This window comes from Pseudomonas sp. DE0010, assembly GCF_007680745.1.
GTDB lineage: Bacteria > Pseudomonadota > Gammaproteobacteria > Pseudomonadales > Pseudomonadaceae > Aquipseudomonas > Aquipseudomonas parafulva_B.
The window spans coordinates 1-26,423 of the sequence record NZ_VEJQ01000020.1 but is presented as its reverse complement, the minus strand read 5'-3'; the positions used below and the strand labels follow the sequence as shown (position 1 = coordinate 26,423).

Genomic DNA, 26,423 nt, shown 5'->3' with positions numbered 1-26,423 from the left:
GCGCTATGGAATTCACCACTCAACACTTCATCGCATTGGCGCCGATGCTGATCACCACCATCACCACGGTGGTGGTGATGCTGGCGATCGCCTGGAAGCGCAATCACTCGCAGACATTCCTGCTGTCCACTGTGGGGCTGAACCTGGCCCTGCTCTCGATCCTGCCGGCATTGAAGGTCGCGCCCCTGGCGGTCACGTCGCTGATCACCATCGACAAGTTCGCCTGCCTGTACATGGCAATCATGCTGGTCGCGACCCTGGCGTGCGTGACGCTGGCCCATGCCTACCTGGGCGAAGGCGCCAAGGGTTTCCCGGGCAACCGCGAAGAGCTGTACCTGCTGCTGCTGATGTCGGCACTGGGCGGGCTGGTGCTGGTCAGCGCCAACCACCTGGCGGGCCTGTTCATTGGCCTGGAGTTGCTGTCGGTACCGGTCTATGGCCTGGTGGCCTACGCCTTCTTCAACAAGCGCTCGCTTGAAGCCGGCATCAAGTACATGGTGCTGTCGGCCGCAGGTTCGGCCTTCCTGCTGTTCGGCATGGCGCTGCTGTACGCAGACGCCGGTAGCCTGACCTTCGACCAGCTGGGCAAGGCGCTGGCTGCCACCAGCATGCCGAGCCTGCTGGCTCAACTGGGTCTGGGCATGATGCTGGTCGGGCTGGCGTTCAAGCTGTCGCTGGTACCGTTCCACCTGTGGACGCCCGATGTGTACGAAGGTGCCCCGGCGCCGGTCGCAGCGTTCCTCGCCACGGCCAGCAAAGTAGCGGTCTTCGCGGTGGTCATCCGCCTGTTCATGCTCTCCCCTGCCGCCAGCAGCGGTGTGCTGAGCACGGTGCTTGCAGTGATCGCCGTGGCGTCGATCCTGGTCGGCAACCTGTTGGCGTTGACCCAGAACAACCTCAAGCGCCTGCTGGGTTACTCGTCCATCGCCCATTTCGGCTACCTGCTGATCGCGCTGGTCGCCAGCAAGGGCTTGGCGCTGGAGGCCATGGGCGTCTATCTGGTTACCTACGTGCTTACCAGCCTGGGGGCGTTCGGTGTCATCACCCTGATGTCGTCGCCCTACGGTGGCCGCGACGCTGACGCGCTGTACGAGTACCGCGGCCTGTTCTGGCGTCGCCCTTACCTGACTGCCGTGCTGACCGTGATGATGCTTTCGCTGGCCGGCATCCCGCTCACCGCTGGCTTCATCGGCAAGTTCTACATCATTGCCACCGGTGTCGAGTCGCAACTGTGGTGGCTAGTAGGTGCTCTGGTAATCGGTAGCGCCATTGGCGTGTACTACTACTTGCGCGTCATGGTGACCCTGTACCTGGTAGAGCCGAACCTGCGCCGTCATGATGCCCCGCTGAAATGGGAACAGCGCACCGGTGGCGTCATGCTGCTGGCCGTCGCCGTGCTTGCGTTCATTCTCGGCGTGTATCCACAGCCCTTGCTGGACCTTGTCCAGCAAGCAAGCCTGCAACTGATCGGCTGATCGGTCTGGCAACGCGAAACACCCCGCTTGTGCGGGGTGTTTTTGTATCCGCGCCATTAACGTCGTACGCCATCCTTGGCCACATCGTTGCGCCTCACTCACCGCGCCAGCTCAGCGGCTGTATCCGGTAATGCCGCCTTGCGCACGTCGCCCTTGGCGGGCGGGAGGTAAACGCCAGGGTTGGGCATGCCGCTTGGGGACAGCTCGTGGGTCATCTCGAACTCAGCCCGTACTGACCAACCGCACGCCTCGGTGGTGCATTGCAAATAGGCAATTCGCAGGAAAATATGACGGCCTTCGCTGGTACGTATGCGCATGCGGCTGTGGCAATGCGGGCAAACCAGTTTATAAGTACTCACGAGAAGTACCTGCTAGCATTGTTCATGCTTCTACGATGCAGGCATGATCCTAGAGCCACGTAAGTTTTAGCTGAATTCAGGGCTGGGTGGCTCATCTTCAAGTTTCTCATGCGGGAATCCTCCTAAAGCACAGGGCTGTATTCGTAACGAGTAGTTTAAGCCCATGGAATATCATTAAACCAGTGATGGATATTTGTTATGAGTACTCATGCGCTCGCTGCCGTCATGGACCGTCTCAAGCAGCTGACCGGTACCCACACCGATGCGGAGCTTTCGCGGGCGTTGTCGATCAGCCCGCAGACCTTGAGCAGCTGGAAAGTCCGCAACAGTGTCCCGTACTCACTTTGCGTAGAAACTGCCATGCACTATGCGTGCTCTCTTGACTGGTTGCTGTTGGGCAAAGGCCACTCTGTCTTTATTCCTCAAGACGACGCTGAGTGGGAGTCGGATTTGCTGGCGCGATTGCGCAGTCTGTCCCCCACTGACCGGCAGGCCGTCCTGCTTTTGATCAAGGACAAGCAACGGATACAGCGGCTGGAACAGCGACTGACCGAACTCAGTAAGGGGGCTGGTAGCGGTACCCCTTAACCCCGACGGCGCCAACGCTGAATCAGCTCCCGCGGATCCAGCGAATCCAGCCAGACCATGACCTTCAAGCTGATGGGAATGACCACGACAGCGGCTACGAAGGCCGACATACCAGGGGTCAGCAAAGGCGCGATGGACGAAATCAAGGGTTCGAACAGATGCCCTACCCCAACCGTCACGAACACCAGCAGTATTTTCTTGCTCAATGTAAGCCGCTTGGCCGTGTCGGTGATCAGCCGATCTCGAGCTGCACTGACCAGCAACGCGCCAAGCAAGGCGGCAAACAACACGCTGGCTTCGGCGCTCAGCAGCTCCATGACCGCGTGGAATTCACCCCCTGCGTAAAGTCGTTCAGCCATGACGCATACCCCGGCGTGGTGAGCGTACGTAGGGCACGCCCAGGTAGAGCATGATTGCCGCGTCCACGAAGCACAGATAACAAATGCGCAGCGCACGCCCATGGTCATGCCCGCACACATCATCCAGGCGTCTGTAGCCCAGGCTTCGCAACGCGGCGCGCCAGTTGGCAAACTCGCGAGCGGCTTTGATCACGGCGCAATGAGCAGCTACCTCGATTGCCGCATCCCCCGTGGTTCGCTGCAACTTCAAGCGCTTGCGCAGCCCGTTCAGATCAATACGTGGCCAGAATGGGTCATGGCAGTCGCCAGCACGAGCAGTGTCTTGATGGTTCATAAATCACCTCACGCTTCGGCCAAAAGGCCATAACGAATAGCCTTGATGACTGCCCCTACCCGGGTAGGCACATCGAATTTGCGCATGATGTTGGATACATGAAAATTCACCGTCGACTCCTTACACCCCAGTATCTGCCCGATTTCCCACGAGCTCTTACCGTAGGCGCACCACAGCAGTACCTGTTGTTCGCGGGGCGTCAGGCGCGCGGGGGCGATTGTGGGGTCGCCGGTAGGCGCGCCTGTGGGTTTAGCTGAGACGGATTGTTGTGGACCTCTTGGATCGGTAGCCATGTTCGAACTCGGAGTAAGTGACGACCGGCGATGCTGCCGGCCTGCCGTCACCTTACGAAGCAAGTACGCGCCTGCTCTAGCGGCGGGCGTTGTAAAGAAACTTCATACACTTGCGCGCCTTGGAAACCCGATGGATTCGCCGACTTTCGACGTGCTTCGAGCGCCATTTCGCTCGTCTCAATGCTGATATTCGTCCGCCATCTATCTGGAGCCCTACAATGCGTTGCGTTTTGTCCCTTACCCCCTGCGTGGGTATGCTGGGTGTTTTCATGGCCGCCCAGCCCGCGCTGGCAGCAGCGCCGGTCGAACTGGGCCAGGTGCTGATCACCGAGGAGGAACAGGACGACCTGAGCGCCGCCAGTGAGCGCTTGCGGGCCATACCGGGCGCCAGCAACGTGGTGGACATGCACGGCATTGGACAAGGCCGCGTGGCCAGCAACCAGGATGTACTGGCCTACCAGCCAGGGGTGTTCGCCCAGTCGGCAGGCAACGATGGGATCAAGCTGTCGATCCGTGGCTCGGGCATCAACCGGGCACCGGGTGCGCATGGCTCGGGTGTGTACACCCTGTTCGATGGCCTGCCCCTGACTGGACCAGGTGGCACGCCCTACGAGCTGTTCGAACCGTTATGGTTGAGACGCGCCGAAGTGCTACGGGGGGCCAATGGCTTTGATCAAGGTGCCCTGGCCCTCGGCGGCGCGATCAACTATGTCACCCACACGGGCCGCGATGCCGCGCCGTTGCAGATACGCTACGAAGTGGGCAGCCGGGGCTATCAGCATCGGCACATCAGTTCGGGCCAGGTACTCGGTGACCTGGATTACTACGTGGCCCTTACCGACGTCGAGTACAACGGCTATCAGCGGCACAGCAGTGGCAGCGCCAGCGGGATGGCCGCCAACATCGGCTACCGCTTCAACCCGAACCTTGAAACGCGGTTCTACCTGCGTTACCGGGAAACCGAAAACGAACTGGCCGGCCGCCTGACCAAAGACCAGATCAAGCACCACCCGCAGGCAGCCAACCCAAGCTACCTGGCTCGCGATGACAGTCGCCCGCAACCGGGCAGCACTTGGGTGGGCAACAAAACAACCTTCTACCTCGATGATGACGCCAAGCTTGAAACTGGCCTGGTGTACCACGATTACCCCATGGACCTTCGCGAAGGGCCCATGCGCCTGAAAGTCGCCTATACCGACGTCAGCGGCACGCTCGACTACAGGCGCCGCGATACGTTGTTCGGGCGCGAAAGCAAGTCCACAATCGGCTGGCGCACCACCAAACACCTGCCCAACAGCGGCGCGTCGCAGTTTGCACGTAACGGCCACGTATTCGCAGACCGCACCCGGGACTTCACCTACCAAGGCTCAGACACCGTGTTGCACGTGGGTAACGACCTGGAGCTGATACCCAATGTGTGGCTGACCACAGGCCTGGCCGCGATCTATACCCGCCGCGAGAGCGACGTGACCTACCCTGCCCAGGGCGGCAAGGTGTCCATGCACGACTGGGACTATGCGCCACGGGTGGGCCTGCGCTACGACATACGCCCCGACCTGCAGGTATACGGCAACCTCAGCCGGTCGGTAGAACCGCCGCACCCTTGGTCATTGATCTGGAGTGCGCCAAGCGTTGGCGGCAAGCAGATTCAACCGATCAAAATGCAGAACCAGACCGCCACCACGCTGGAGATGGGTGCGCGCGGCGAATCCGCGGTCGGGCGATGGGACCTTGCCTGGTACTATTCCCAGGTGCGCCACGAACTGCTCGCGGTCGAGCTGGTGCCGAACTTCACCTCGGAATTCAACGCCAGCGCCACGGTGCATCAAGGCGTGGAGGCCGGGCTGGACAGCACCCTGTGGGAGCAGTCAGGCATGGGCCGCCTGAGCCTGCGCCAGGCCTATACCTTCAGTGACTTCCATTACCGCGACGACGAAAAATTTGGCCACAACCGCCTGCCGGGCATCCCCATGCATTACTACCAGGCCGAGTTGCGCTTCGACTGGCCCAATGGCTTCTACGCCGGGCTCAACACACAGATGGCGTCCAAGGTGCAAGTGGACTATGCCAACAGCTACCACGCCGACGATTACGCTACGCTCGGTGCCCGTCTCGGTTGGGACTCGCCGCAGCGTGACTGGCAGACCTGGCTGGATCTACGCAACCTGACCAACAAACGTTACGCGGCGACCGTTACCCCAGGCTTCAATGACGCAGGGCGCGACATTGCCCGCTCGACCCCGGGGGAAGGCGCTGCGGTCTATGCCGGAGTGTCCTATACCTTCCATTGATTGCCACAATCGAGCATTTTCTGGCTGATAGACATTGCGCCGGTCGGCTGGCCCGCGCAATGTGGCGCCGCCTAGCCCACCGTCATACGGACCGATTGAGCTTCACCCAAGACGCGAACTTGTCGATGAAGCCCTGCAGAAACGGCCGGGTCTTGTCGTTAAGCTTGCCTGACTCATCGAACAAACTGGCAGCGCCGCCAATGTAGGCCTCCGGCATCTGCATGCACGGCATGTCCAGAAACACCAGAGACTGACGCACCGAATGGTTGGCACCAAAGCCGCCGATCGCGCCTGGCGACACGCTCGCCACGGCTGCCGGTTTACCGCCCCACGCGCTTTGCCCGTAAGGCCTTGAACCCACGTCGATGGCATTTTTCAGGCAGCCTGGCATGGTCCGGTTGTACTCTGGCGTGACGAAGAGCACCGCATCGCTGCCCTTGATGTCCTCCCGAAAGCGTGTCCAGGCAGATGGCGGGGTATCGGTTTCCAGGTCTTCGTTGTACATGGGTAAGTCGCCGATCTCGACGATCTTCAGTGCAAGGCTGGACGGCGCCAGCTCAGACAGCGCGCGGGCCACCTTGCGGTTGTAGGAATCCTTGCGCAGGCTACCGACGACGACGGCAACCGAATAGACCTGGGTCATGGCAATCTCCAACTTCACGTTTTCAGGGACGATGTAGTTATAGATGACCGTTTTGCGCTGCTTTGGTTTTTTTTCCTGGCCGCGAAAACTTCCCTTGCCCTTGGAAGGTCTACTGCTACAGACATTTCCTACGCAATTCAGAGGGTTCCACCCAAATGGCAGCAGTAATGGTCGGCCAATTCCATGCCCGCGACGCCGAAGGCCGTATCTATCCCGTGCACGAGTTCCAGGAATCTACCCTGCAACTGGACGGCAGCACGACCGGCGCACCTATCACTACCTACCGCCTTGCCATCGGCGACCGCGTCAACTATCTGGGTGAAAATCGATTCGAGCTTGCCCGCACCGGTGTCGAAATCATTCGTATCCCATGACAGGAAGACGGCCTTAGCCCATCACTGCTCAATCATGTCTGGATCGCTTGGCGGCCCTGGTTGAGCAGGCTGTAATTTTTTCAGTCAGCTGAAGGCTCAGTCAGCGACTGCCAGAGCGATGGACCGCCGGCGGACTTGGCAATCGCTGCAAGGCGTTCGGCATGGGCTTCGAGCTCATCCGATGCGGCCAGAATGACCCGACCCGGCGCACGTCCGCTGATGCGGCGAATATCAGCTCCACCACTGCCCTGCCCGTTTTCGTCCGAATCGCTGCCATGCCCTGCCAACGACAGGCTGGTCTGGCCGCCGGTCATTGCCAGATAGACATCTGCCAGCAGCTCGGCGTCGAGCAGCGCGCCGTGCAGTTCGCGCCCCGAGTTGTCGATATCGTAGCGTTTGCACAAGGCATCCAGGCTGTTGCGTTGCCCCGGATGACGCGCCCGCGCCAGCAACAAGGTGTCGAGAATGGTGCAGTGCTGGGACAGGTCGGCACGGTCCTGCTGGCCCAGCAGCGCGAACTCGTTGTTGATGAACCCCACGTCGAACGCTGCGTTGTGGATGACCAGCGTGGCGCCCTGGATGAACGCGAAGAACTCCTCGGCTACGTCGCTGAAGCGAGGTTTGCCAACCAGAAAGGCGTCAGTGATGCCGTGGACGTTGATCGCGCCCTCGTCACTTTCGCGGTCAGGCTGCAGGTAGACGTGAAAGTGCCTGCCTGTCAGGCGCCTGCCGACCACCTCGACGCAGCCGATCTCGATGATGCGGTGCCCCTCGCTGACCGGCATACCCGTGGTTTCGGTATCGAGGATAACGAACCGCTTGTCTTGCTGTTGCTCCACCTGGGGGACTCCAACTTGCATCGCTTACAAAGGTGCGCAGTATAACAGCAGGCTGAAGGCGAGCGCTGTGCCCCCTTCGCACCTGGCATCGGGTTCAGCGCTTCAGGCCCGGGCGCGCACTTCGTCCACGCCACGGTTGGCCAGCTGGTCCGCACGCTCGTTGCCGGGGTGGCCAATGTGGCCGCGCACCCACTTCCAGGTCACCTTGTGGCGGTTGACCTGTTCGTCGAGCAACTGCCACAGGTCGGCGTTCTTCACAGGTTCCTTGGCCGCGGTCTTCCAGCCACGCTTTTTCCAGTTGACCATCCACTCGTTGATGCCTTTCATCACGTACTGCGAGTCAGTCGTCAGCACGACCTCGCACTCACGCTTGAGCGCCATGAGCCCCTGGATGGCGGCCATCAACTCCATGCGGTTGTTGGTGGTCTCACGTTCGCCGCCCCACAACTCTTTTTCAACGCCCTTGAAAATCATAAGCACACCCCAGCCGCCGGGGCCAGGGTTGCCCTTGCAGGCACCATCGGTAAACATTTCGACGCTATCGCTCATGTACCACTCGTATTCACTGCTTATCGGGATCGGGGGTCACCGAGGTGCGGTTGACCTTGGCCAATGGCAACGGCAGTAACTTGCCCATCGGCTCGCGACGCTGGGGCCGCAGCGGACGCAGGCCCACGACCATCTTGCGCGCCACCAGCACATAGACACCGCCGCCAGCGCTCTGCCACCCGCCCGCCATGCGCTCCCACCCTTGCAGGCGCTGCTGCCAGGCAGGCGAAGCAAGCGGCGGACGATAGCACCCGAAGCGGCGTTTCTCCAAGGCAAAGCCCAGCAGATTGAGCCAGTCACCCAGTCGCGAAGGCGAGATGCAGCGAGCCTTGCGTAAAGCGCCACGGCTGAACAGGTGACGCACCCCCCAACTGCTCCACGGGTTGATCCCAACGACCAGCAGATGGCCGCCGGGGCGCACGGCGCTGGCGGCCTCACGCAGCAGCCCATGGGGCGACAGGCTGAAATCCAGCCCGTGTTGCAACACCACCACATCGGCCGCGTGCTCGCTCAACGGCCAGGCCTGTTCCTCGCAGACGATCTCCACCCCCGGCAGCGGTGCGCCGAGGCGCACGTTGCGCTGGACCTTCGGCGCACTGGGCGGGGCATCGGCGCAAGGGCCGTAGTGCACCAGGTAGCCACCGAAGAAGCGCCCCAGCTCTTCCTCCAGCAGCTTCTGTTCTTCGTGCAGCATCAACTGGCCGAGCGGGCCCTGAAACCACTCACGGGCCAGGCTGATCAGCTTGACCCAGTCCGGGTCGGCCTGGGCGAAGGCTTGGTCGGTCATTGTGCAATTCCTCGGAAGGTTCTCCCACCGCGCCATCGCGGCTAAGATGCCTTCATGTGCCAAGCAAGGCGAATCGGATTCCCACCATGATACAGATCGAAGCGTTGCCCGCTTTCTCGGACAATTACATCTGGTTGTTACAGGATACTGCCAAACGCCACTGCGCGGTGGTCGACCCTGGCGATGCTGGCCCAGTGGAACGGTGGCTGGCCGCTCACCCTGGGTGGCAGCTGACCGCCATGCTCATCACTCACCATCACAACGACCATGTGGGCGGGGTGGAGCGGCTCAAGGCGTTGACTGGCGCGCAAGTGTTCGGCCCAGCCAACGAGCGCATCCCGTGCAGGGATGTGGCACTGGACGATGGCGATCAGGTCACGGTGCTGGGAGAGGTGTATGACGTGCTTGCCGTGCCGGGCCATACGCTGGGGCATATCGCGTTCTTCAACGCTGGCGCGGCTACACCTGTACTGTTCAGTGGCGATACCCTGTTCGCAGCCGGGTGCGGGCGCATGTTCGAGGGCACTGCCGAGCAGATGCAACCGGCGCTAGCCCGCCTGGCAGCCCTGCCAGCCGAGACCCAGGTCTACTGCGCCCATGAATACACCTTGAGCAACCTGCGTTTCGCCAAGGCCGTGGAACCTGGGAATGAAGATGTATTGAAGCGCTTCGAAGCGGTTTCTCGGCTGCGTGCGCAAGATCGCATCACATTGCCCACCACCATTGCCCTGGAACGGCTGACCAACCCCTTCCTGCGTACCGCTGAAACATCTGTTAAACAAAAAGCAGACGAATGGAAGGGACATTCCAACACCTCGCATGTCGCTGTTTTTGCTGCCTTGAGGTCTTGGAAAGATAGCTTCTGATAACCCCAAGATATATCGCAAGTGGCGGTCAGAGGTTGACCCGGTCCGGAGCGGTTCCTAGAATCGCCGAAATTTTTTGCCCGGATACCTGTGCCCGCCGATGTCTTCCCGAAGCCGCAGAACCTCTCATTCCGTCGCGCTGACGCGCCTGGCCCAGGTCAGTGCGCTCGCGCTGGCCGCCACCTTGGTGGGTTGCCAGAGCACGCGTCAGCTCGACGAAGCCGATAGCGTCCGTGCGCACAGCCAGCAAGCGCGAATCAAGCCCAGACCCGCACCGTTGCTGGTCAAGCCGGTCGAGCAAGCGCCTCGGGATGTCTGGGAACGCATGCGCCAGGGCTTCGTGCTCCAGGAATACCGCGACGTCAACCCGCGCATCGATCAGCAGCGCCTGTGGTTTGCCAGCAACACGACGTTCATCGAAAGTGCTGGCGAGCGTGGCAGCCTCTACCTGCACTACATCGTCGAACGCCTCGAAGAGCGCGGCATGCCACTGGAGTTGGCCCTGCTGCCAGCGATCGAGAGCGCCTACAACCCAATGGCCTACTCACGCGCCAGTGCAGCCGGCATGTGGCAATTCATGCCAGCCACCGGCCGGCACTTCAACCTGCGCCAGACCAACTTCTATGACGGGCGCCGCGATGTCACCGCTTCGACCAACGCCGCGCTCGACTACCTGACGCGCCTGCACGACATGTTCAACGGCGACTGGCTGCTGGCGCTGGCGGCCTACAACGCTGGCGAAGGCACGGTCAGCCGGGCAATGGAGCGCAACGAGAAGCTGGGCTTGCCCACCGACTACTGGAACCTGCCACTGCCTCAGGAAACCCGTGACTATGTGCCGAAACTGCTGGCCTTGTCACAGGTAGTCTCCACGCCTGAAGCCTACGGCGTGAACCTGACGCCGATTGCCAACGAACCGTACTTCGAGGCCGTCGCGATCAACGACCGGCTCGACCTGACGAGGGTGGCTGCCTTCGCCGACATCGACGAAGACGAACTCATCCAGCTGAACCCAGCCTTTAAAAAGCGCATGACGGTCGATGGCCCGAAGCAGTTGCTGGTACCCACGGCCAAGGCGCAGTTGCTCTCGGCCAGCCTTTCCAACCTCAACCCCGAGCAGTTGGTCACCCTTCAGCCCCCCAAGGCAGCTTTCGCTCGCGCCGTGGCCGAAGCCCAGGCGCCTGTAGCCGCGCGCAGCTACAAGGTCAGGCGTGGTGACAACCTGGGGGCCATCGCCAAGGCCAACCGTGTCTCCATTGCGGACATCAAGCGCTGGAACCGCCTTTCGGGCAGCAGCCTGCGCGCAGGCCAGGTGCTAGCCCTGCGCGGCGGCAAAGCCTCCAGTGGCGCCGCCAACCGGGTCGCCAGTTCGGCAAAACGCACTACTCAATACAAGGTGCGCAAGGGCGATTCGCTGTATCTGGTGGCCAAACGCTTCAATGTCGAGATGACCCACCTCAAGCGCTGGAACCCGCGCAGTGGCCATGCGCTGAAACCAGGCCAGACCCTGACCGTCTACGTCGGCCACTGACCCCTGGCGGCAAGGGGACACCCGTACGTGCGCGTACCTGTGTTTTCTTGCCGTTTGGCGCTTGCCGCGCCAGTGCAAACTGTTACTGTAGCCCGATCAAAGCCCAATGCCTTTGGATCGGATGCCGACTTGATACGTCCCCTCCTTCTTACACTCAGCCTGGCCTTGAGCTTTCCCGCCGTCGCAACCGTAAGCGAAAGCCACGGTTACGCGCAGTTCGGCACGCTCAAGTACCCGGCCTCGTTCACCCATTTCGACTGGGTCAACCCGCAAGCCCCCAAAGGTGGCACCTTGCGGGCGATGGCCTTCGGTACGTTCGACACCCTCAACCCCTATACCTTCAAGGGTACGAGCCCGGTGAGCACGCCCAACTTTCAACAGTATGGGGTCAACGAACTCAACGAAACCCTCATGGTGGGCACTGGCCAGTACGACCCCTCGGGCGATGAGCCGACCTCCAGTTATGGGCTGATCGCCCGCTCGGTCGAATACAGCCAGGACCGCAGCTGGGTGGTGTTCAACCTGCGCCCGCAAGCCCGCTGGCACGATGGCAAGCCCATCACGTCGGCAGACGTGGCCTTCTCCTTCCGCACACTGCTCAAGGAAGGCCATCCGCTTTACCGGACCAACCTGCAGGAAGTTCAGCGGGTGGACATTCTCGGGCCGCTGCGTATCCGCTTCGTGTTCAAGCGTGCCGGCAACCCGCTGCTGATCCTGCGCCTTGGGGAAATGCCCGTTCTGCCCCAGCATTACTGGCGCACACGCGACTTCAAGGCCACCACCTTCGAGCCCCCGCTGGGCAGCGGGCCCTACAGGGTGACCCAGGTACAGCCAGGCCGGCGCCTGGTTTTCGAGCGCGTCAAAAATTACTGGGGCAAGGATCTGGCGGTCAATCGCGGCAAGTACAACGTCGACCGTGTCGAGTACGAGTTCTACCGCGATTCGACCGTTGCCTTCGAAGCATTCAAGGCAGGCGAGTTCGACATCTACATCGAGCATCAGGCCAAGAACTGGGCCAACGGCTACACCTTCCCCGCCGTACGGCGTGGCGAGGTGATCAAGGCGCAGATCCCCCACCGCATCCCGACCCAGACCCAAGGCCTGTTCATGAACAGCCGTCGGGCCACCTTCAGCGATCCGCGGGTGCGCCAGGCGCTGGGCCTGATGTTCGATTTCGAGTGGACCAACCGTGCGCTGTTCAGCAGCGCCTACCGCCGTTCGACCAGTTATTACCCCAACAGTGAATTCGCAGCCGCCGGCCTGCCCCAGGGCAAGGAATGGCTGTTGCTGGCCCCGTTTCGCGACCAGCTTCCGGCCAAGCTGTTCACCGAACCCTACCAGGTCAGCCGCACGGACGGGCGCGGGATCGACCGGCAGACGTTGCGCAAGGCCCTAGCCTTGCTGGCGGAGGCCGGTTGGACACTCAAGGGTCAGCGCCTGGTCGACAGCAAGGGCCAACCGCTGCGCATGGAAGTGCTGCTGGTAAACCCCAACCTGGAACGCATCCTGCAGCCGTATGTCGAAAACCTCTCCAGCATCGGTGTAGACGCGCGCTTGCGAACCGTGGACCGCGCCCAGTACAAACAGCGACTGGACCAGTTCGACTTCGACATGATTCTGATGACCCTGAACCAGACCCTGAGCCCGGGCCTCGAGCAGTGGCTGTACTTCCATTCAAGCCAGGCGGCCACCAAGGGCGGCAAGAACTACGCCGGGGTTGACGACCCTGTGGTCGATCATCTGCTCGACACCTTGCTGGCGGCGCGCACCCGTGATGACCAGGTCGCAGCCGCGCGAGCGCTGGACCGCGTGCTTTCATGGCAGCACTACATGATTCCCAACTGGTACCTCGACAACCACCGCCTGGCCTACCGCAATCGGTTCGGCTTCGTCACCACGCCGCCCTATACCCTCGGGCTGAACAGCTGGTGGATCAAGACTTCGGAGAAAGCCCAATGACGCCCACGCATTCCTTGCGCCGGCTGGCCGGCAGCCTGTTGCTGGCCTGCCTGAGCCTTCCCGCGCTGGCAGCGCCGCAGCACGCACTCACCCTGTACGACGAGCCGCCCAAATACCCAGCGGATTTCAAGCACTTCGATTACGTAAACCCGGACGCTCCCAAGGGTGGCACCTTCCGCCAGTCCAGCTTTGGTGGGTTCGACAGCCTCAACCCCTTCATCAACAAGGGGGTATCTGCCGAAAACATCAGCATTATCTACGACACCTTGATGCGCCAGAGCCTGGACGAGCCTTTCACCGAATACGGCCTGGTCGCTCGACAGATCGAGAAGGCGCCTGACAACAGCTGGGTGCGCTTCTACCTGCGCCCCGAGGCGCGGTTCCACGATGGCCATCCCATGCGCGCCGAAGACGTGGTGTTCACCTTCAATGCACTGATGAAGGACGGTGCCCCCCTGTACCGTCAGTACTACGCGGACGTGGCCGAGGTGGTCGCCGAAGACCCGCTCAAGGTCGTGTTCAAGTTCAAGCACAAGGGCAACCGTGAACTGCCGCTGATTCTCGGCCAGTTGCCCGTGCTGCCCAAGCATTGGTACGCGCAGCGCGACTTCAACCGCGGCAACCTGGAAATTCCGCTGGGCAGCGGGCCCTACAAGGTGGCCGAGGTCAAGGCCGGGCGCTCGGTGCGCTATGAGCGGGTCAAGGACTATTGGGCCAAGGACTTGCCCATCAACCGTGGTTTCTACAACTTCGACGCCATGACCTTCGATTCCTACCGCGACACTACGGTTGCGCTGGAGGCACTGAAGGCCGGCGCCTTCGACTATGCGCTGGAGGTCAGCGCCAAGAACTGGGCCACAGCCTACAACGTGCCGGCCGTGCGCGACGGCCGCTTGATCAAGGAGGAGCTGCCCAATGGCAACCCCACCGGCATGCAAGGCTTCATCTTCAACATCCGCCGGCCGGTCTTCCAGGATATACGCGTGCGCAAGGCGCTGAGCCTGCTGCTGGACTACGAATGGACCAACAAGCAGCTGTTCAACGGCGCCTATACGCGCACCGGCAGTTACTTCGAGAACTCCGAGATGGCGGCCCGTGGCCTGCCCGGCCCTGGCGAACTCAAAATCCTCGAACCGGTGCGCAGCCAGGTGCCTGAGCAGGTCTTCACCCAGGCCTTCCATAACCCGGTCAGCGACGGCAGCGGGATGATCCGGGAGCAGCAGCGCCAAGCCTACAAGTTGCTGCAGGAGGCGGGCTGGAAAATCGTCGACGACAAGATGGTCGACACCAACGGCCAGCCGGTCAGCATCGAGTTTCTGCTTGCCCAGACCGAGTTCGAGCGCGTTTTGCTGCCCTTCAAGCGCAACCTCGCGGACCTGGGTATCGAGCTCAACATCCGCCGGGTCGATGTGTCTCAGTACATCACCCGCCTGCGCTCGCGCGACTACGACATGATTGTCGGCGGCTACCCCCAGTCCAACTCCCCTGGCAACGAGCAACGGGAATTCTGGTCCAGCGCGGCCGCCGACAACCCCGGCAGCCGCAATTTCATCGGCCTGCGTGACCCTGCCATCGACCAACTGGTCGATGGCCTGATCAACGCCGAGTCGCGCCAGAGCCTGATCGACCACTGCCGCGCCCTGGACCGGGTATTGCTGTGGGGCTACTACGTGATTCCGAACTGGCACATCAAGACCTGGCGCGTGGCCTATTGGAACCACATCGGTCACCCCAAGGTTTCGCCCAAGTACGACATCGGCATCGACACCTGGTGGCTCAAGCCCGGCACATCGCCCAAGGCAAGCCAGGCCACTGCCAGCGAGGCCAACTGACATGCTGGCCTATATCCTGCGGCGACTGCTGCTGATCATCCCCACATTGTTCGGCATCCTGATCATCAACTTCATCATCGTCCAGGCCGCTCCTGGCGGTCCCGTAGAGCAGATGATCGCCAAGCTCGAAGGGTTCGAAGGCGCCACTAGCCGAATCGCAGGTGGGGGCGCCGAGGTGTCGGTGGCCGGCTCCAACTACCGGGGTGCCCAAGGCCTGGACCCTGCGCTGGTGGCGGAGATCGAGCGCATGTACGGCTTCGACAAATCGCCGCCCGAACGCCTGTGGATCATGATCAAGAACTATGCCCGGCTGGATTTTGGCGACAGCTTCTTCCGTGACGCCAAGGTCATCGACCTGATCCTGGAGAAGATGCCGGTATCGATCTCGCTGGGGCTCTGGAGCACGTTGATCATGTACCTGATCTCGATCCCCCTGGGGATCGCCAAGGCGGTTCGCCATGGCAGTCACTTCGATGTGTGGACCAGCTCGGCAATCATCGTGGGCTATGCCATCCCGGCGTTCCTGTTCGCGATCCTTCTGATCGTGCTGTTCGCCGGCGGCAGCTATTTCGACTGGTTCCCACTGCGCGGCCTGACCTCCAACAACTTCGATGAGCTGAGCACCACGGGCAAGGTCCTCGATTACTTCTGGCACCTGGTGTTGCCGATCACGGCCCTGGTGATCGGCAACTTCGCCACCATGACACTGCTGACCAAGAACAGTTTTCTCGACGAAATCAACAAACAGTATGTGGTCACCGCCAAGGCCAAGGGCCTGAGCCGGTCACGGGTGCTGTACGGCCACGTGTTCCGTAATGCCATGTTGTTGGTGATCGCAGGCTTTCCCTCGGCGTTCATCGGCATCTTCTTCACAGGCTCGCTGCTGATCGAGGTGATCTTCAGCCTCGACGGGCTGGGCCTGATGAGTTTCGAAGCGGCCATCAACCGCGATTACCCGGTGGTCTTCGGCACCCTGTTCATCTTCACCCTCCTGGGGCTGGTGGTGAAACTGATCGGCGACCTGACCTACACCTTGGTCGATCCACGCATCGACTTTGCCAGCCGGGAGCACTGACATGGCCTTGTCCCCCCTGAACCGTCGTCGCTTCGAGCGTTTCAAGGCCAACCGCCGTGGCTGGTGGTCGCTGTGGCTGTTCCTGATCCTGTTCGGGCTGAGCCTGGGCGCCGAGCTGATTGCCAACGACAAGCCCATTGCCGTGCATTACGACGGCCAGTGGTACTTCCCTGCCTTCAAGCGTTACCCGGAAACCACGTTTGGCGGTGAGTTCCCGCTGGAAGCCAACTACAAGAGCCCCTACGTGCGCGACCTGCTGGCCAAGAAGGACAGCTTCGTGCTGTGGGCACCCATACCGTTCAGCTACCAGAGCATCAACTACGACCTGCGCGTGCCCGCCCCCGCTCCCCCCTCAGCCGACAACTGGCTGGGCACCGATGATCAAGGGCGCGACGTGCTGGCACGGGTGATCTACGGGTTCCGCATTTCGGTACTGTTCGCCCTGACCCTGACCGTGCTCAGCTCCATCATCGGCGTGATCGCCGGTGCCTTGCAGGGGTTCTATGGTGGCTGGGTGGACCTGGCAGGGCAACGCTTCCTGGAAATCTGGTCCGGCTTGCCAGTGCTCTACCTGCTGATCATCCTGGCCAGCTTCGTGCAGCCCAATTTCTGGTGGTTGTTGGGCATCATGCTGCTGTTTTCCTGGATGAGCCTGGTGGACGTGGTCCGCGCCGAATTCCTGCGCGGACGCAACCTGGAGTACGTTCGCGCCGCGCGCGCACTGGGCATGCGCAACGGCGCGATCATGTACCGGCATATCCTGCCCAATGCCATGATCTCGACCATGACGTTCATGCCGTTCATTCTCACCGGCGCGATCGGCACGCTGACCGCATTGGATTTTCTCGGCTTCGGGCTACCTCCGGGCGCTCCGTCGCTTGGCGAATTGGTTGCGCAGGGCAAGTCCAACCTGCAGGCGCCGTGGCTTGGCATCAGCGCATTTGCCGTGCTGGCCGTGATGCTGAGCCTGCTGGTATTTATCGGCGAGTCCGCCCGCGACGCCTTCGACCCGAGGAAGTGACATGAGCGAAGAAAACCTGATCGAAGTGCGCGACCTTGCCGTCGAGTTCGTGAACGGCGAGCACACCAACCGGGTGGTCGACGGCATCAGCTTCGACATCCGCAAAGGTGAAACGCTGGCGCTGGTCGGAGAAAGCGGTTCGGGCAAGTCGGTGACTGCCCACTCGATCCTGCGCTTGCTGCCCTACCCCCTGGCGCGTCATCCCGGTGGCACGATCCGCTACCTAGGCAAGGATTTGCTGCAGCAGAACGAAAGGAGCATGCAGCGCATTCGTGGCGACCGTATCGCGATGATCTTCCAGGAGCCGATGACCTCGCTCAACCCGCTGCACTGCATCGAAAAGCAGATCAACGAAATACTGCTCATCCACAAGGGGCTGACCGGCAAGCAGGCCACCGCTCGCACCCTTGAGTTACTGGAGATGGTCGGCATCCCAGAGCCGCGCAAGCGCCTCAAGGCGCTACCCCATGAACTCTCGGGCGGGCAACGTCAACGTGTGATGATCGCCATGGCGTTGGCCAACGAGCCAGAATTGTTGATTGCAGACGAACCGACCACCGCGCTGGACGTAACCGTGCAACTCAAGGTGCTTGACCTGCTCAAGGCGCTGCAGGCGCGCCTGGGCATGGCCTTGTTGTTGATCAGCCACGACCTGAACCTGGTACGGCGAATCGCGCACCGGGTGTGCGTGATGCAGCAGGGGCAGATCGTCGAGCAAGCCGACTGCGCCACGCTATTCGATGCCCCACAGCACCCGTATACACAGATGCTGATCAACGCCGAACCCAGCGGTTTGCCAGCGCACAACATCCCCGGCTCGCCACTGCTGGCAGTGGATGACCTGAGGGTCTGGTTCCCGATCAAGAGAGGCTTGCTGCGCCGCACCGTCGACCACGTCAAAGCCGTGGACGGTATCAATTTCAGCCTGCCCCAGGGGCAGACCCTGGGCATCGTGGGCGAGTCGGGCTCAGGCAAGTCGACCCTGGGCCTGGCGATTCTGCGCTTGATCGGGAGCCAAGGTGGCATCCGCTTCCACGGGAAAGAACTGCAAGGGCTGAACCAGCAAGCCGTACGCCCCCTGCGGCGGGAAATGCAGGTGGTATTCCAGGACCCGTTCGGCAGCCTCAGCCCCCGCATGAGCGTGGCCGAGATCGTGGGTGAAGGCCTGCGCATCCACCGTATCGGGACCGCCCAGGAACAGGAAGCCGCCATCATCGCAGCGCTGCAGGAGGTCGGACTGGATCCGCAGACGCGCCATCGCTACCCCCATGAGTTCTCAGGCGGCCAGCGCCAGCGCATCGCGATCGCCAGGGCCCTGGTGCTCAAGCCGGCGCTGATCCTGCTGGACGAGCCCACCTCCGCGCTGGACCGGACGGTACAGCGCCAGGTGGTTGAGCTGCTGCGCAACCTGCAACAGAAATACAACCTCACCTACCTGTTCATCAGTCACGACCTGGCAGTGGTCAAGGCTTTGAGCCATCAACTGATGGTGATCAAGCAAGGCCATGTGGTCGAGCAAGGGGATGCTCAAACCATCTTTCAGGCCCCGCAACACCCCTACACCCAGCAACTGCTGGAGGCCGCGTTCTTGCAGCCTGAAGCCCGTTAACGCCCACGGCGCGTTAACCGTGTCCCGGCCCGGCGCGCTCTTCTACAGGGCGCGTCGGTTTGACACGCTGTCAGGCGGCGGCGGGCGTTTCACACTGCGCCTGACAACGACCGGTGACGGGCATCAATTGCAGAATTGCCCACACCACTTCCATCACCAGGATGCCCCAGATCAGCACTGAACCGCCGTGCATCAGCGCATAGAGCTGCCAGGTACTGAACAGCACGCGACCGGCCGCATCATAACGTCCGAACCGCACTTGAGGATGACGTATGCGCAGCCACGCCCACACGCAGACGATCGACCCCATGAGGTTGGCCATCAACATGTGCATCGGCTCGAACACCGGCAGTTCACCGGAAAGCCCCAGGGAGGCGTGCATGTCACCCAGCCAGCCGTGCAACCAGACGAATGTCCATGGGGTCGCAAAACCGATGGTCATCAGCAAATCGTAATAACCACTGGTACGCACCAGCTTGCGGTATTGGGCCTTGCTCCACATCGTCGAACGCCTTCCTCAAGTAAAGAAGGCCCTAAGCTAAAGCCTGGAGTATGCTCCAGGGTCAAGCACCCCAAGAAGGAGATTGCTGTGCGAATTGGTCGACTTGCCGCCTGCTGCGAGGTCAGCCGCGATACCCTGCGGTTCTATGAGGCCCGGGGCTTGATCAAGGCCCAGCGCTCGCCCAACGGTTATCGGGACTATGCCGATGACACCGTACAACTGGTCGGCTTCATCCGTACCGCGCAGCAGCTTGGGTTCAGCCTCAGCGAAATTGGCAGCAACGTGCAGCAGTTGTGGAGCGCTAGCGAGCCGGCACAAGCCGTTGAAGCATTGTTGCGCGATAAACTGGCGCTCATCGAGCAGCGCATGGCCGACCTGCAGGGGCTGCGTGCAGCCTTGCTGCACCGCCTGGAGCTGGCCTGCCCCCTGCGCCCGGACCTGCAGGACGCTAACGCAGGTCCTTGCTGACCCGCTCGACAGCGCCGACCACGCGCTTGGCGCCTTCCTGGATACTGCTGATTACATGCCCTGCATGGTCAGCCAGCTGCAGGCCGTTAGCCGCTTCGGCACGGCTGCTTTGCACTTCGCCCACGGCCTGGGTCACCAACGCTTGGTTACGTGCCACCACCGCATCAATTTCCGCCGTGGCCGCGCTGGTACGACCGGCCAGTTTGCGCACCTCGTCTGCCACCACGGCGAAGCCACGCCCCTGATCACCCGCCCGCGCCGCCTCGATGGCTGCGTTGAGCGCCAACAAGTTGGTTTGCGATGCAATGGCGCCAATGGTCTGGACGATGGCACTGATCACCGTCGATTGCTGGCCAAGCGCGCTGATGGTGTCACCGGCCGACTGCAGTTGACGCGCGACCCCCTGCATGGACTGCCCCACTTCCTGCATGACCACGACCCCTTCGCTGGCGCTGCCATCGGTTTGCAGCGACACCTCCAGCGCCACCTGCGCCGCTTGCTTGACGGCCTCTTCACGCTGCACCTGGTCGGTCACCAAGGAAGCGAACTTGACCACCCTCACCAGCTTGCCGCTGGCATCGCTGACCGGGTTGTAGCTGGCCTCGAGCCAGACCTCATGCCCGTGGCGGTCCAGGCGCTTGAAACGCCCGGTCACGTAGCGACCTGCGTTGAGGGTGCGCCAAAAGTTGCTGTATGCCTCGCTCTTGACCTCATCAGGGCTGCAGAACATGCGGTGATGCTGCCCCACCACTTCGTCCAGGCGGTAACCCAACGCCGTCAGGAAGTTGGGGTTGGCGGCCAGCACCTTGCCCTCAAGGTCGAACTGGATGATGGCGCTGGAGCGCAACAGGGCCTCCAGCAGCGCCTGGCTTTCTTGCGCAGGAGCCGCCAGCCAGTTCCCGAGTGGCTGCCCTACCACCGCTTCGGGCGAAACGCCCAAGGCGGTGGCGAACGCCGGGCTGCATTCCAGAGCGCGACGTTGTGCATCAAGGCGCAGGAACGCGCCGCTTTCCAAAACGTCCAGGCGCTGGCGAAGCGTAGCCAGTTCGGTTTCGCGGGCGGCCAAGGTAGCTTTGAGTTGCCGATTGAACATGGGGGTCACCTGAGGGTGGGGTGCGTCAGCACCAGCGTACTGTCACTGCTTACGTGTGACAGATCAGTCAATACTTGTACAGACCCACAGCGCGGTCCAATGGGGTACCTGGGGTCTAGCCATCACGTCCCTGATGCCGTTTCGACTCGAAGATACGGCGGTCGTTCCTATAGAAAGGCTTAATAAATGTGATTGAACAGGACGAAGGCGCGGCGAAGGACGCCATCATCCAGACATCACCTTTCTGTACAAGAAATCACCTGTGTACAAGTAGAATGCAAGGGCCTTTGCTCCGCGCTGCCGCGTGGAAGGTTTTCAAAAAAACTGAAGACAATCGTCTTTCTTCATCGTCCAGAACGCGCATAAATAACGTCAGTCTCCTTATGACCCGGTACGACCCATGCCTACACGTCTTCTTGATGCCGCCACCGTCCTTCGCCAGATCACAGAACGTGTGAGCCTGCCAGCGCCCTGTCTAGCACCCTCCCAGGCACGTGAACTGCTCTCGGAGCACTACGGCCTCTGCGGTGAACTACAGCCGCTGGGCAGTCAACAGGATCTGAATGTGCTTATGGATACTGGCCAGGGCAAGTTCGTGCTCAAGGCGTGCCATGCCAGCTATGCCGAGCCCGAGCTGCACGCTCAGCATGCTGCGCTGGGTGTGCTGCGTGACCAGGGCTTGCCAGTGCCTTCGGTGGTTGCCGCAAAGACTGGCAACACCCTGCTGACACTGGATATCGAAGGGCAGGCGCTAAGGGTCCGGGTCTTGGAGTACTTGCAAGGACAGCCCTTGACCCGATGCGGGTGGCTTCCAGCCCCTGTGATCCAGGCGATGGGCAAGCTCTGCGCGCGGGTCGACAGGGCCCTTGCAGATTTCGACCACGAAGGTCTGGCGCGCACGCTGCAGTGGGACCCCAGGCACGCCCCGGCACTGATTGACCGCCTGCTGCCACAGGTGGAAGACCCCAGGCTACGCGGACGGCTGAGCGAGGCAGCACGAGCCGCTGCCATCCGCCTGTCCCCGCTGATGAAGCAGTTGCCCATCCAGGCCGTGCACCTGGACATCACCGATGACAACACCGTCTGGGCTCAAGATGCGCAGCGCCAGTGGCAACTGCAGGGGCTTATCGATTTCGGCGACCTGGTTCGCACCTGGCGCGTTGCCGATCTGTCGGTGACCTGCGCAGCGCTGCTGCATCATGCCGACGGCGACCCCTTCAGGGTGCTCGCCGCCGTCAGTGCCTATCAGGCGGTCAATCCGCTGACCGAGGCAGAACTACGCGCGTTGTGGCCCTTGGTGCTCAACCGTGCAATCGTGTTGGTGCTCAGCAGCGCTCAACAGCAGGCCATCGACCCCGGTAACCACTACATTCGCGATAACGCCGCCCATGAATGGCAGATTTTCGAGACTGCGCAGGCCGCACCGTTGGCACTGATGGAAGTCGCCATTTTACAGGCAGCTGGCTTGGCGCCTTCGGCCCCCCGCTTCGATGATTGCGCACCGCTGCTACCTACCGTGGCTGGCCACCCTGTCGCCCGCCTCGATTTGGGGGTGCTGAGCGTGCACTGCGATGCCGGCAACTGGGAGGTGCCAGGGTTCGACCAGCGCCTGCTGGCAGCCCAGTCAGCGCCAGCGTGCACGTTGCATGGGCAGTATCGCTTGTCCCAGACACACATTGATCGCAGCGAAGAACCGGCAACCTGCGCATTGGGGGTGGAGCTGAAACTGGAGCCTGGCACGGCCGTGCAGGCGCCGGAGGACGGCACATGGCGGTCTGTAGATGAACATAGCGGGTACTTGCGCACCTCCTCATGGGACCTGTGGCTCAATGGTTTGGCACAGGCCCCCGCCGATGGGCAATGGTTGCGAAAGGGCGATGCAGTGGGCAACAGCGGCGAGAGGCTCAGCGTCCAGCTATGCCTGGACAGCAGCCTCGAACCGCCGTTCTTCGCCGCGCCCTCCCACGCGCCAGCATGGCTGGCCCTATGCCCTTCCCCTGCGGGCTTACTGGGTTTGGACTGCAACGCAGACGCCCTGCCAGACCCTCACGCGTTACTGGCTCGACGCGAGGCCAGTTTTGCCCGGTCGCAGAAGCATTATTACCCAGACCCACCCCAGATCGAGCGCGGCTGGCGCAACTACCTGATCGATCTGCAAGGTCGCTCATACCTGGACATGCTCAACAACGTGGCCGTACTCGGGCACGGTCATCCGCGCATGGCGGCCGAGTCGGCACGGCAATGGTCGCTGCTCAACACCAATTCGCGCTTCCACTACGCCGCCGTCACCGAATTTTCCGAACGCCTGCTGGCCCTGGCGCCCGACGGATTCGACCGCGTGTTCATGGTCAACAGCGGTACCGAAGCCAATGACCTGGCGATCCGCCTGGCATGGGCCTACAGCGGTGGACGCGACATGCTCAGCGTACTGGAGGCCTACCATGGCTGGTCGGTGGCGACCGATGCGATCTCCACGTCCATTGCCGACAACCCGCAGGCCCTGGAAACCCGCCCCGCCTGGGTGCACCCGGTCGAAGCCCCCAACACGTTCCGCGGCCGTTTCCGAGGCCCGGACAGCGCTGCTGACTACCTGCGCGACGTCGATAACCGGCTGGCCGAACTTGATGCGAACGGGCGCCAGCTGGCTGGGATCATCTGCGAACCTGTGTATGGCAATGCCGGCGGCATTGCCTTGCCGCCAGGCTACCTGCAAGCGGCCTATGCGAAGGTGCGCGCACGCGGCGGGGTATGCATCGCCGACGAAGTGCAGGTGGGCTATGGCCGTCTAGGGGAACATTTCTGGGGTTTCGAGGAGCAAGGCGTGGTGCCGGATATCATCACCATGGCCAAGGGCATGGGCAATGGCCAGCCGCTGGGGGTGGTGATCACGCGTCGCGAAATCGCCGAGGCGCTGGAGGCTGAGGGTTACTTCTTTTCCTCTGCCGGCGGTAGCCCGGTCAGTTGCCGCATTGGCATGGCGGTACTGGATGTGTTGCAGCAGGAGGGCCTGTGGGACAACGCCCGCGAGACGGGGCGCTATTTCAAGGCCCAGCTTCAAGCGCTGGTCGACAAGCACCCCTTGGCGGGGGCGGCGCATGGTTCGGGTTTTTATCTGGGGCTGGAACTGGTGCGCGACCGGGATACACTGGAACCTGCGTCCGAGGAAACCATGGTGTTGTGTGACCGTCTGCGCGAGCTGGGGATTTTCATGCAGCCGACGGGCGATTACCTGAACATCCTGAAGATCAAACCGCCGATGTGCACCACGCGGGCGAGTGTGGATTATTTTGTGGACTGTATCGATCGGGTGCTTTCGCAGGGAGTGTGAGGGGGATGGCCTGTTGGCCTGAATCTTTGAGCCGTCCATATGGGCCCGCGGCCACGCGGGCGACCCAAGTGGCTAGGCGGCTGACCTGTCTAGCGGCATCAGTAGTGTGAATTGGGCACCGCGCTATCGTGACGTGTGCCCAGCCAAGTCAAGGTGCATTTATCGCCTGCAATAATAAGTCGTGGGACGCGCTGTACAGCATCTAAATACTTGGCCAGGAGCCATGACACTGCATTGAAGAAAACTTTCTACACAACTAAATGCGTATCCGTTTCTTCTTGTTACAACAGAATAGACACAGAAGCCGCAATAGGAATATGTTTCGTTTTATCTCATTATCTTGCGTGCGCCCGGGTTATTTTTTAAGGTTCCTGAGCCGAGAGCAACCTCACGGCACCCCACTCAAACGTAACATCTAGATAATGGTCATTTAAATGCCAAGAGAGCTACCTGCCACGGTCATTACTGATCGTCGTGCCGATTTTTCGCCACTCACTGTCCGTCCAGCTGTGGAACCTCTTGACCCCCAAGCACAGGACACATTGGACTGGTTGATTCGCGCTAACGAATATGTCCAAGACTGGATGACACAGAAAGAAAATGAAATTAATCAGCAACATGATGAAAACTTAAACGCATTGGATGCCGAACTAGATGCTGACATCTTGGAGGCAGGCGGACTAAACACGACCATCGACATATTAACACCCATCAATATTGTCAGGAACGAGAAAAATTTATTAATCAAACTCTACATGGCCAAAGAATCAACCGCCACTGAAAAAAAACGCCATTGCACTGCGTTTCGCCAGCAATCACGGCTTTGATCCGGCCAGTGCCAAACCCTCCAGCTTTGTACGCGCCAAAGGCTACAAGGTGGTAGTCGACCAAAAGCGCCTAGCGGACTGGGCGGACAGTTTACAAGCTGTTAAACTTTTTCAAATTTACACTGAAATAGCACAACGTCTACGAGCGCGTGTAGAAACCCTTTTAGCTATCGAAAGCACACAAAATATCCGCGCAGCGGAAGCACTAAGCGTGGCAATGGAACAGATTCGTCTGAATCAGTATCCTTCTCCACCCCCAGGTGTATCACTTGACCAGAACCTCGAAGAATCCAAAGCTCAAAAAGAGCACTTCAAGAATGGTGGTACCGCTTTTCTACTGAGCTGGTTTTATAAGAAAGTGCGTAATCGTGGTGAGTGGGATTACAAGCAGCTGGGCCCGCAGTTTGAAAGCTTTGGAAATTTCAATTATGGTGCTACAGGTACTGCAAGCGGGATATCCGAAGCCGTCCTTTTAAGAGCTGCGGGGGCTGCACAGTTGGTTTCAGGCACATCGCAAGCGGATTTCGACGCTTGGTGGGCAGAGGCGCCATACGGTGACGATCCAGTAGATCAAGCATGGATTAAAGCAGGTATTGATTATGCCAAGTCCAAAGAACACTAGGATTTGCCTCTGGTTATTAACACTGCTCTGCCTAGGCCAGATGATCTACATTTATGCATCCAACCGTACTTTGCCAGATCCCGATGAAATCATTTCCGTGTCCCGTGTCGGAGAGAACGGCGCCATCTATGAAGTTCGGTACAGTGGTGGGGGCGCTACAGTCCCTCATGTGTACAGGTACTTCGTGATGGAGGTCCAGCCCAGTCATGAAGCCGCCTTACAGAGAAGCAAAGATTCAGTCCCTTTTTTGGTGACGAGAAGTACGGGTGCGGTCCACGAGATTACCGGACGTTCCGTAAAACTACGCACCCTAAATAAGATCTACGAATTTCACAATACGGCCTATTACAAGGTCGAAGGTAACTTGAATGAGGTGAAGTTCGAACTGGAGGCACGGATGCCATAATGGAGGTAATATACGGCACACCAGTGCTGCAAAAAATCGTGCCCAGCGGGAGAAACGGATACCCCTCTGACTATCAAAGTCATAATCTTAACTGCGCTATCGCTTAGCCTATAGAAACAAGGGAAACCCGACCCGACTCAGTCAGCAATGCTTCAGGCAGAAACTCACTTAACCATAGTGTCTGGGCAAGCACACGTTAATGAAGCAACGACGCGAACCCTGATTCTGCTCGCACGCCATGTATTAACTCCTGACCTTACATTGTCAACTTTTTGCTGTTGCTGTTGCTGTTGCTGTTGATCTTGCTTTGGCTTTGGATCTTGCTTTTGATCTTCGCGACTTCAGAAGGCCGAACGCAGGTCTTGCGGAGGGAGGTGACAGGCATGGATGCCT

General features: G+C 60.7%; 24 protein-coding genes and 2 pseudogenes. 15 read left to right on the top strand and 11 right to left on the bottom strand.

Features of this window, described 5'->3' with window-relative positions; all coding sequences use genetic code 11:
• Positions 1 to 5: 5 nt before the first annotated feature.
• Positions 6 to 1,475 (top strand): NADH-quinone oxidoreductase subunit NuoN, encoded by a 1,470-nt coding sequence (nuoN, locus tag FS767_RS15600; protein ID WP_058605086.1) that lies wholly within the window; start codon positions 6 to 8, stop codon positions 1,473 to 1,475.
• A 98-nt stretch (positions 1,476 to 1,573) separates the two neighbouring features.
• Here the strand turns inward: nuoN and FS767_RS15595 are convergent, their stop codons facing one another.
• Positions 1,574 to 1,834, bottom strand: a complete 261-nt coding sequence (locus tag FS767_RS15595) for an ogr/Delta-like zinc finger family protein (RefSeq protein WP_144966709.1) — start codon at positions 1,832 to 1,834, stop codon at positions 1,574 to 1,576.
• 198 nt (positions 1,835 to 2,032) lie between these two features.
• Between FS767_RS15595 and FS767_RS15590 the strand changes: the two genes are divergently transcribed.
• Positions 2,033 to 2,422 carry a helix-turn-helix domain-containing protein gene (locus tag FS767_RS15590; protein WP_144966707.1) on the top strand — a complete coding sequence of 130 codons (390 nt, stop codon included), beginning with the start codon at positions 2,033 to 2,035 and terminating at the stop codon, positions 2,420 to 2,422.
• Here the strand turns inward: FS767_RS15590 and FS767_RS15585 are convergent.
• The 3 genes from FS767_RS15585 to FS767_RS15575 are packed head-to-tail and all read right to left on the bottom strand — an operon-like array spanning position 2,419 to position 3,408.
• Positions 2,419 to 2,739 (bottom strand): hypothetical protein, encoded by a 321-nt coding sequence (locus FS767_RS15585; protein ID WP_228385183.1) that lies wholly within the window; start codon positions 2,737 to 2,739, stop codon positions 2,419 to 2,421. The genes FS767_RS15590 and FS767_RS15585 overlap by 4 nt on opposite strands.
• A 34-nt stretch (positions 2,740 to 2,773) precedes the next feature.
• Complete coding sequence (locus FS767_RS15580) at positions 2,774 to 3,115, bottom strand: head completion/stabilization protein (RefSeq protein WP_144966703.1); 342 nt, start codon at positions 3,113 to 3,115, stop codon at positions 2,774 to 2,776.
• A gap of 8 nt (positions 3,116 to 3,123) precedes the next feature.
• A complete protein-coding gene (locus tag FS767_RS15575; protein ID WP_230380112.1) occupies positions 3,124 to 3,408 on the bottom strand; it encodes a helix-turn-helix domain-containing protein in 285 nt (94 codons plus the stop codon).
• A 218-nt stretch (positions 3,409 to 3,626) separates the two neighbouring features.
• Here FS767_RS15575 and FS767_RS15570 point away from each other — a divergent pair, with 218 nt between their 5' ends.
• Positions 3,627 to 5,699 carry a TonB-dependent receptor domain-containing protein gene (locus tag FS767_RS15570; RefSeq protein ID WP_144966701.1) on the top strand — a complete coding sequence of 691 codons (2,073 nt, stop codon included), beginning with the start codon at positions 3,627 to 3,629 and terminating at the stop codon, positions 5,697 to 5,699.
• An 82-nt stretch (positions 5,700 to 5,781) separates the two neighbouring features.
• Here the strand turns inward: FS767_RS15570 and FS767_RS15565 are convergent, their stop codons facing one another.
• Positions 5,782 to 6,342 (bottom strand): NADPH-dependent FMN reductase, encoded by a 561-nt coding sequence (locus FS767_RS15565; protein WP_144966700.1) that lies wholly within the window; start codon positions 6,340 to 6,342, stop codon positions 5,782 to 5,784.
• A 155-nt stretch (positions 6,343 to 6,497) separates the two neighbouring features.
• Between FS767_RS15565 and FS767_RS15560 the strand changes: the two genes are divergently transcribed.
• Positions 6,498 to 6,716 (top strand): hypothetical protein, encoded by a 219-nt coding sequence (locus FS767_RS15560; protein ID WP_023534782.1) that lies wholly within the window; start codon positions 6,498 to 6,500, stop codon positions 6,714 to 6,716.
• Between the two features lie 80 nt (positions 6,717 to 6,796).
• Here the strand turns inward: FS767_RS15560 and dnaQ are convergent, their stop codons facing one another.
• The 3 genes from dnaQ to FS767_RS15545 form a co-directional block, all read right to left on the bottom strand.
• Positions 6,797 to 7,501, bottom strand: coding sequence for a DNA polymerase III subunit epsilon (dnaQ, locus tag FS767_RS15555; RefSeq protein WP_240928597.1), 705 nt, complete (start codon positions 7,499 to 7,501; stop codon positions 6,797 to 6,799).
• A gap of 156 nt (positions 7,502 to 7,657) precedes the next feature.
• Positions 7,658 to 8,104 (bottom strand): ribonuclease HI, encoded by a 447-nt coding sequence (gene rnhA, locus FS767_RS15550; RefSeq protein ID WP_023534768.1) that lies wholly within the window; start codon positions 8,102 to 8,104, stop codon positions 7,658 to 7,660.
• 13 nt (positions 8,105 to 8,117) lie between these two features.
• The gene (locus FS767_RS15545) at positions 8,118 to 8,891 is read right to left on the bottom strand and encodes a class I SAM-dependent methyltransferase (protein WP_144966696.1); all 774 of its coding nucleotides are present in this window, start codon (positions 8,889 to 8,891) and stop codon (positions 8,118 to 8,120) included.
• Positions 8,892 to 8,977: 86 nt separating this feature from the next.
• On the opposite strand from FS767_RS15545, the gene gloB reads away from it, so the two are divergent.
• From gloB to FS767_RS15510, 7 genes are all read left to right on the top strand, one after another.
• On the top strand, positions 8,978 to 9,757 hold the full coding sequence (gloB, locus tag FS767_RS15540) for a hydroxyacylglutathione hydrolase (protein ID WP_144966694.1): 780 nt from the start codon (positions 8,978 to 8,980) through the stop codon (positions 9,755 to 9,757).
• A 100-nt stretch (positions 9,758 to 9,857) separates the two neighbouring features.
• A complete protein-coding gene (locus FS767_RS15535; RefSeq protein WP_144966692.1) occupies positions 9,858 to 11,288 on the top strand; it encodes a lytic transglycosylase domain-containing protein in 1,431 nt (476 codons plus the stop codon).
• Between the two features lie 129 nt (positions 11,289 to 11,417).
• Entirely contained in the window at positions 11,418 to 13,247 is a 1,830-nt protein-coding gene (locus FS767_RS15530; RefSeq protein ID WP_144966690.1) for an extracellular solute-binding protein, read from the top strand.
• Positions 13,244 to 15,079 (top strand): extracellular solute-binding protein, encoded by a 1,836-nt coding sequence (locus FS767_RS15525; RefSeq protein WP_144966688.1) that lies wholly within the window; start codon positions 13,244 to 13,246, stop codon positions 15,077 to 15,079. The genes FS767_RS15530 and FS767_RS15525 overlap by 4 nt, the downstream gene beginning before the upstream one ends.
• 1 nt (position 15,080) lies before the next feature.
• On the top strand, positions 15,081 to 16,154 hold the full coding sequence (locus tag FS767_RS15520) for a microcin C ABC transporter permease YejB (RefSeq protein ID WP_023534831.1): 1,074 nt from the start codon (positions 15,081 to 15,083) through the stop codon (positions 16,152 to 16,154).
• Position 16,155: 1 nt separating this feature from the next.
• Positions 16,156 to 17,175, top strand: a complete 1,020-nt coding sequence (locus tag FS767_RS15515; protein WP_144966686.1) for an ABC transporter permease — start codon at positions 16,156 to 16,158, stop codon at positions 17,173 to 17,175.
• Between the two features lies 1 nt (position 17,176).
• Positions 17,177 to 18,784, top strand: coding sequence for an ABC transporter ATP-binding protein (locus tag FS767_RS15510; protein ID WP_144966684.1), 1,608 nt, complete (start codon positions 17,177 to 17,179; stop codon positions 18,782 to 18,784).
• A 70-nt stretch (positions 18,785 to 18,854) separates the two neighbouring features.
• Here the strand turns inward: FS767_RS15510 and FS767_RS15505 are convergent, their stop codons facing one another.
• Positions 18,855 to 19,286 (bottom strand): hypothetical protein, encoded by a 432-nt coding sequence (locus tag FS767_RS15505; RefSeq protein WP_144966682.1) that lies wholly within the window; start codon positions 19,284 to 19,286, stop codon positions 18,855 to 18,857.
• 87 nt (positions 19,287 to 19,373) lie between these two features.
• On the opposite strand from FS767_RS15505, the gene FS767_RS15500 reads away from it, so the two are divergent.
• The gene (locus FS767_RS15500; RefSeq protein ID WP_144966680.1) at positions 19,374 to 19,754 is read left to right on the top strand and encodes a MerR family DNA-binding protein; all 381 of its coding nucleotides are present in this window, start codon (positions 19,374 to 19,376) and stop codon (positions 19,752 to 19,754) included.
• On the opposite strand, the pseudogene FS767_RS23540 reads toward FS767_RS15500, so the two are convergent.
• Positions 19,735 to 20,166 (bottom strand): annotated as a pseudogene (locus FS767_RS23540) (methyl-accepting chemotaxis protein); the annotation flags it as partial. The gene FS767_RS15500 and the pseudogene FS767_RS23540 sit on opposite strands and share 20 nt — an antisense overlap.
• A 105-nt stretch (positions 20,167 to 20,271) precedes the next feature.
• Positions 20,272 to 20,847: pseudogene (locus tag FS767_RS23535) on the bottom strand (PAS domain S-box protein); the annotation flags it as partial.
• Positions 20,848 to 21,247: 400 nt separating this feature from the next.
• Between FS767_RS23535 and FS767_RS15490 the strand changes: the two are divergent.
• The 3 genes from FS767_RS15490 to FS767_RS15480 all read left to right on the top strand — a co-directional run bounded on the left by FS767_RS15490 (position 21,248) and on the right by FS767_RS15480 (position 25,624).
• Positions 21,248 to 24,175: an aminotransferase gene (locus FS767_RS15490; RefSeq protein ID WP_144966676.1), complete on the top strand. Its 2,928-nt coding sequence runs from the start codon at positions 21,248 to 21,250 to the stop codon at positions 24,173 to 24,175.
• Positions 24,176 to 24,609: 434 nt separating this feature from the next.
• The gene (locus FS767_RS15485; protein WP_144966674.1) at positions 24,610 to 25,002 is read left to right on the top strand and encodes a hypothetical protein; all 393 of its coding nucleotides are present in this window, start codon (positions 24,610 to 24,612) and stop codon (positions 25,000 to 25,002) included.
• 49 nt (positions 25,003 to 25,051) lie between these two features.
• Positions 25,052 to 25,624 carry a polymorphic toxin type 44 domain-containing protein gene (locus FS767_RS15480; protein WP_256674278.1) on the top strand — a complete coding sequence of 191 codons (573 nt, stop codon included), beginning with the start codon at positions 25,052 to 25,054 and terminating at the stop codon, positions 25,622 to 25,624.
• Positions 25,625 to 26,423: the final 799 nt, after the last annotated feature.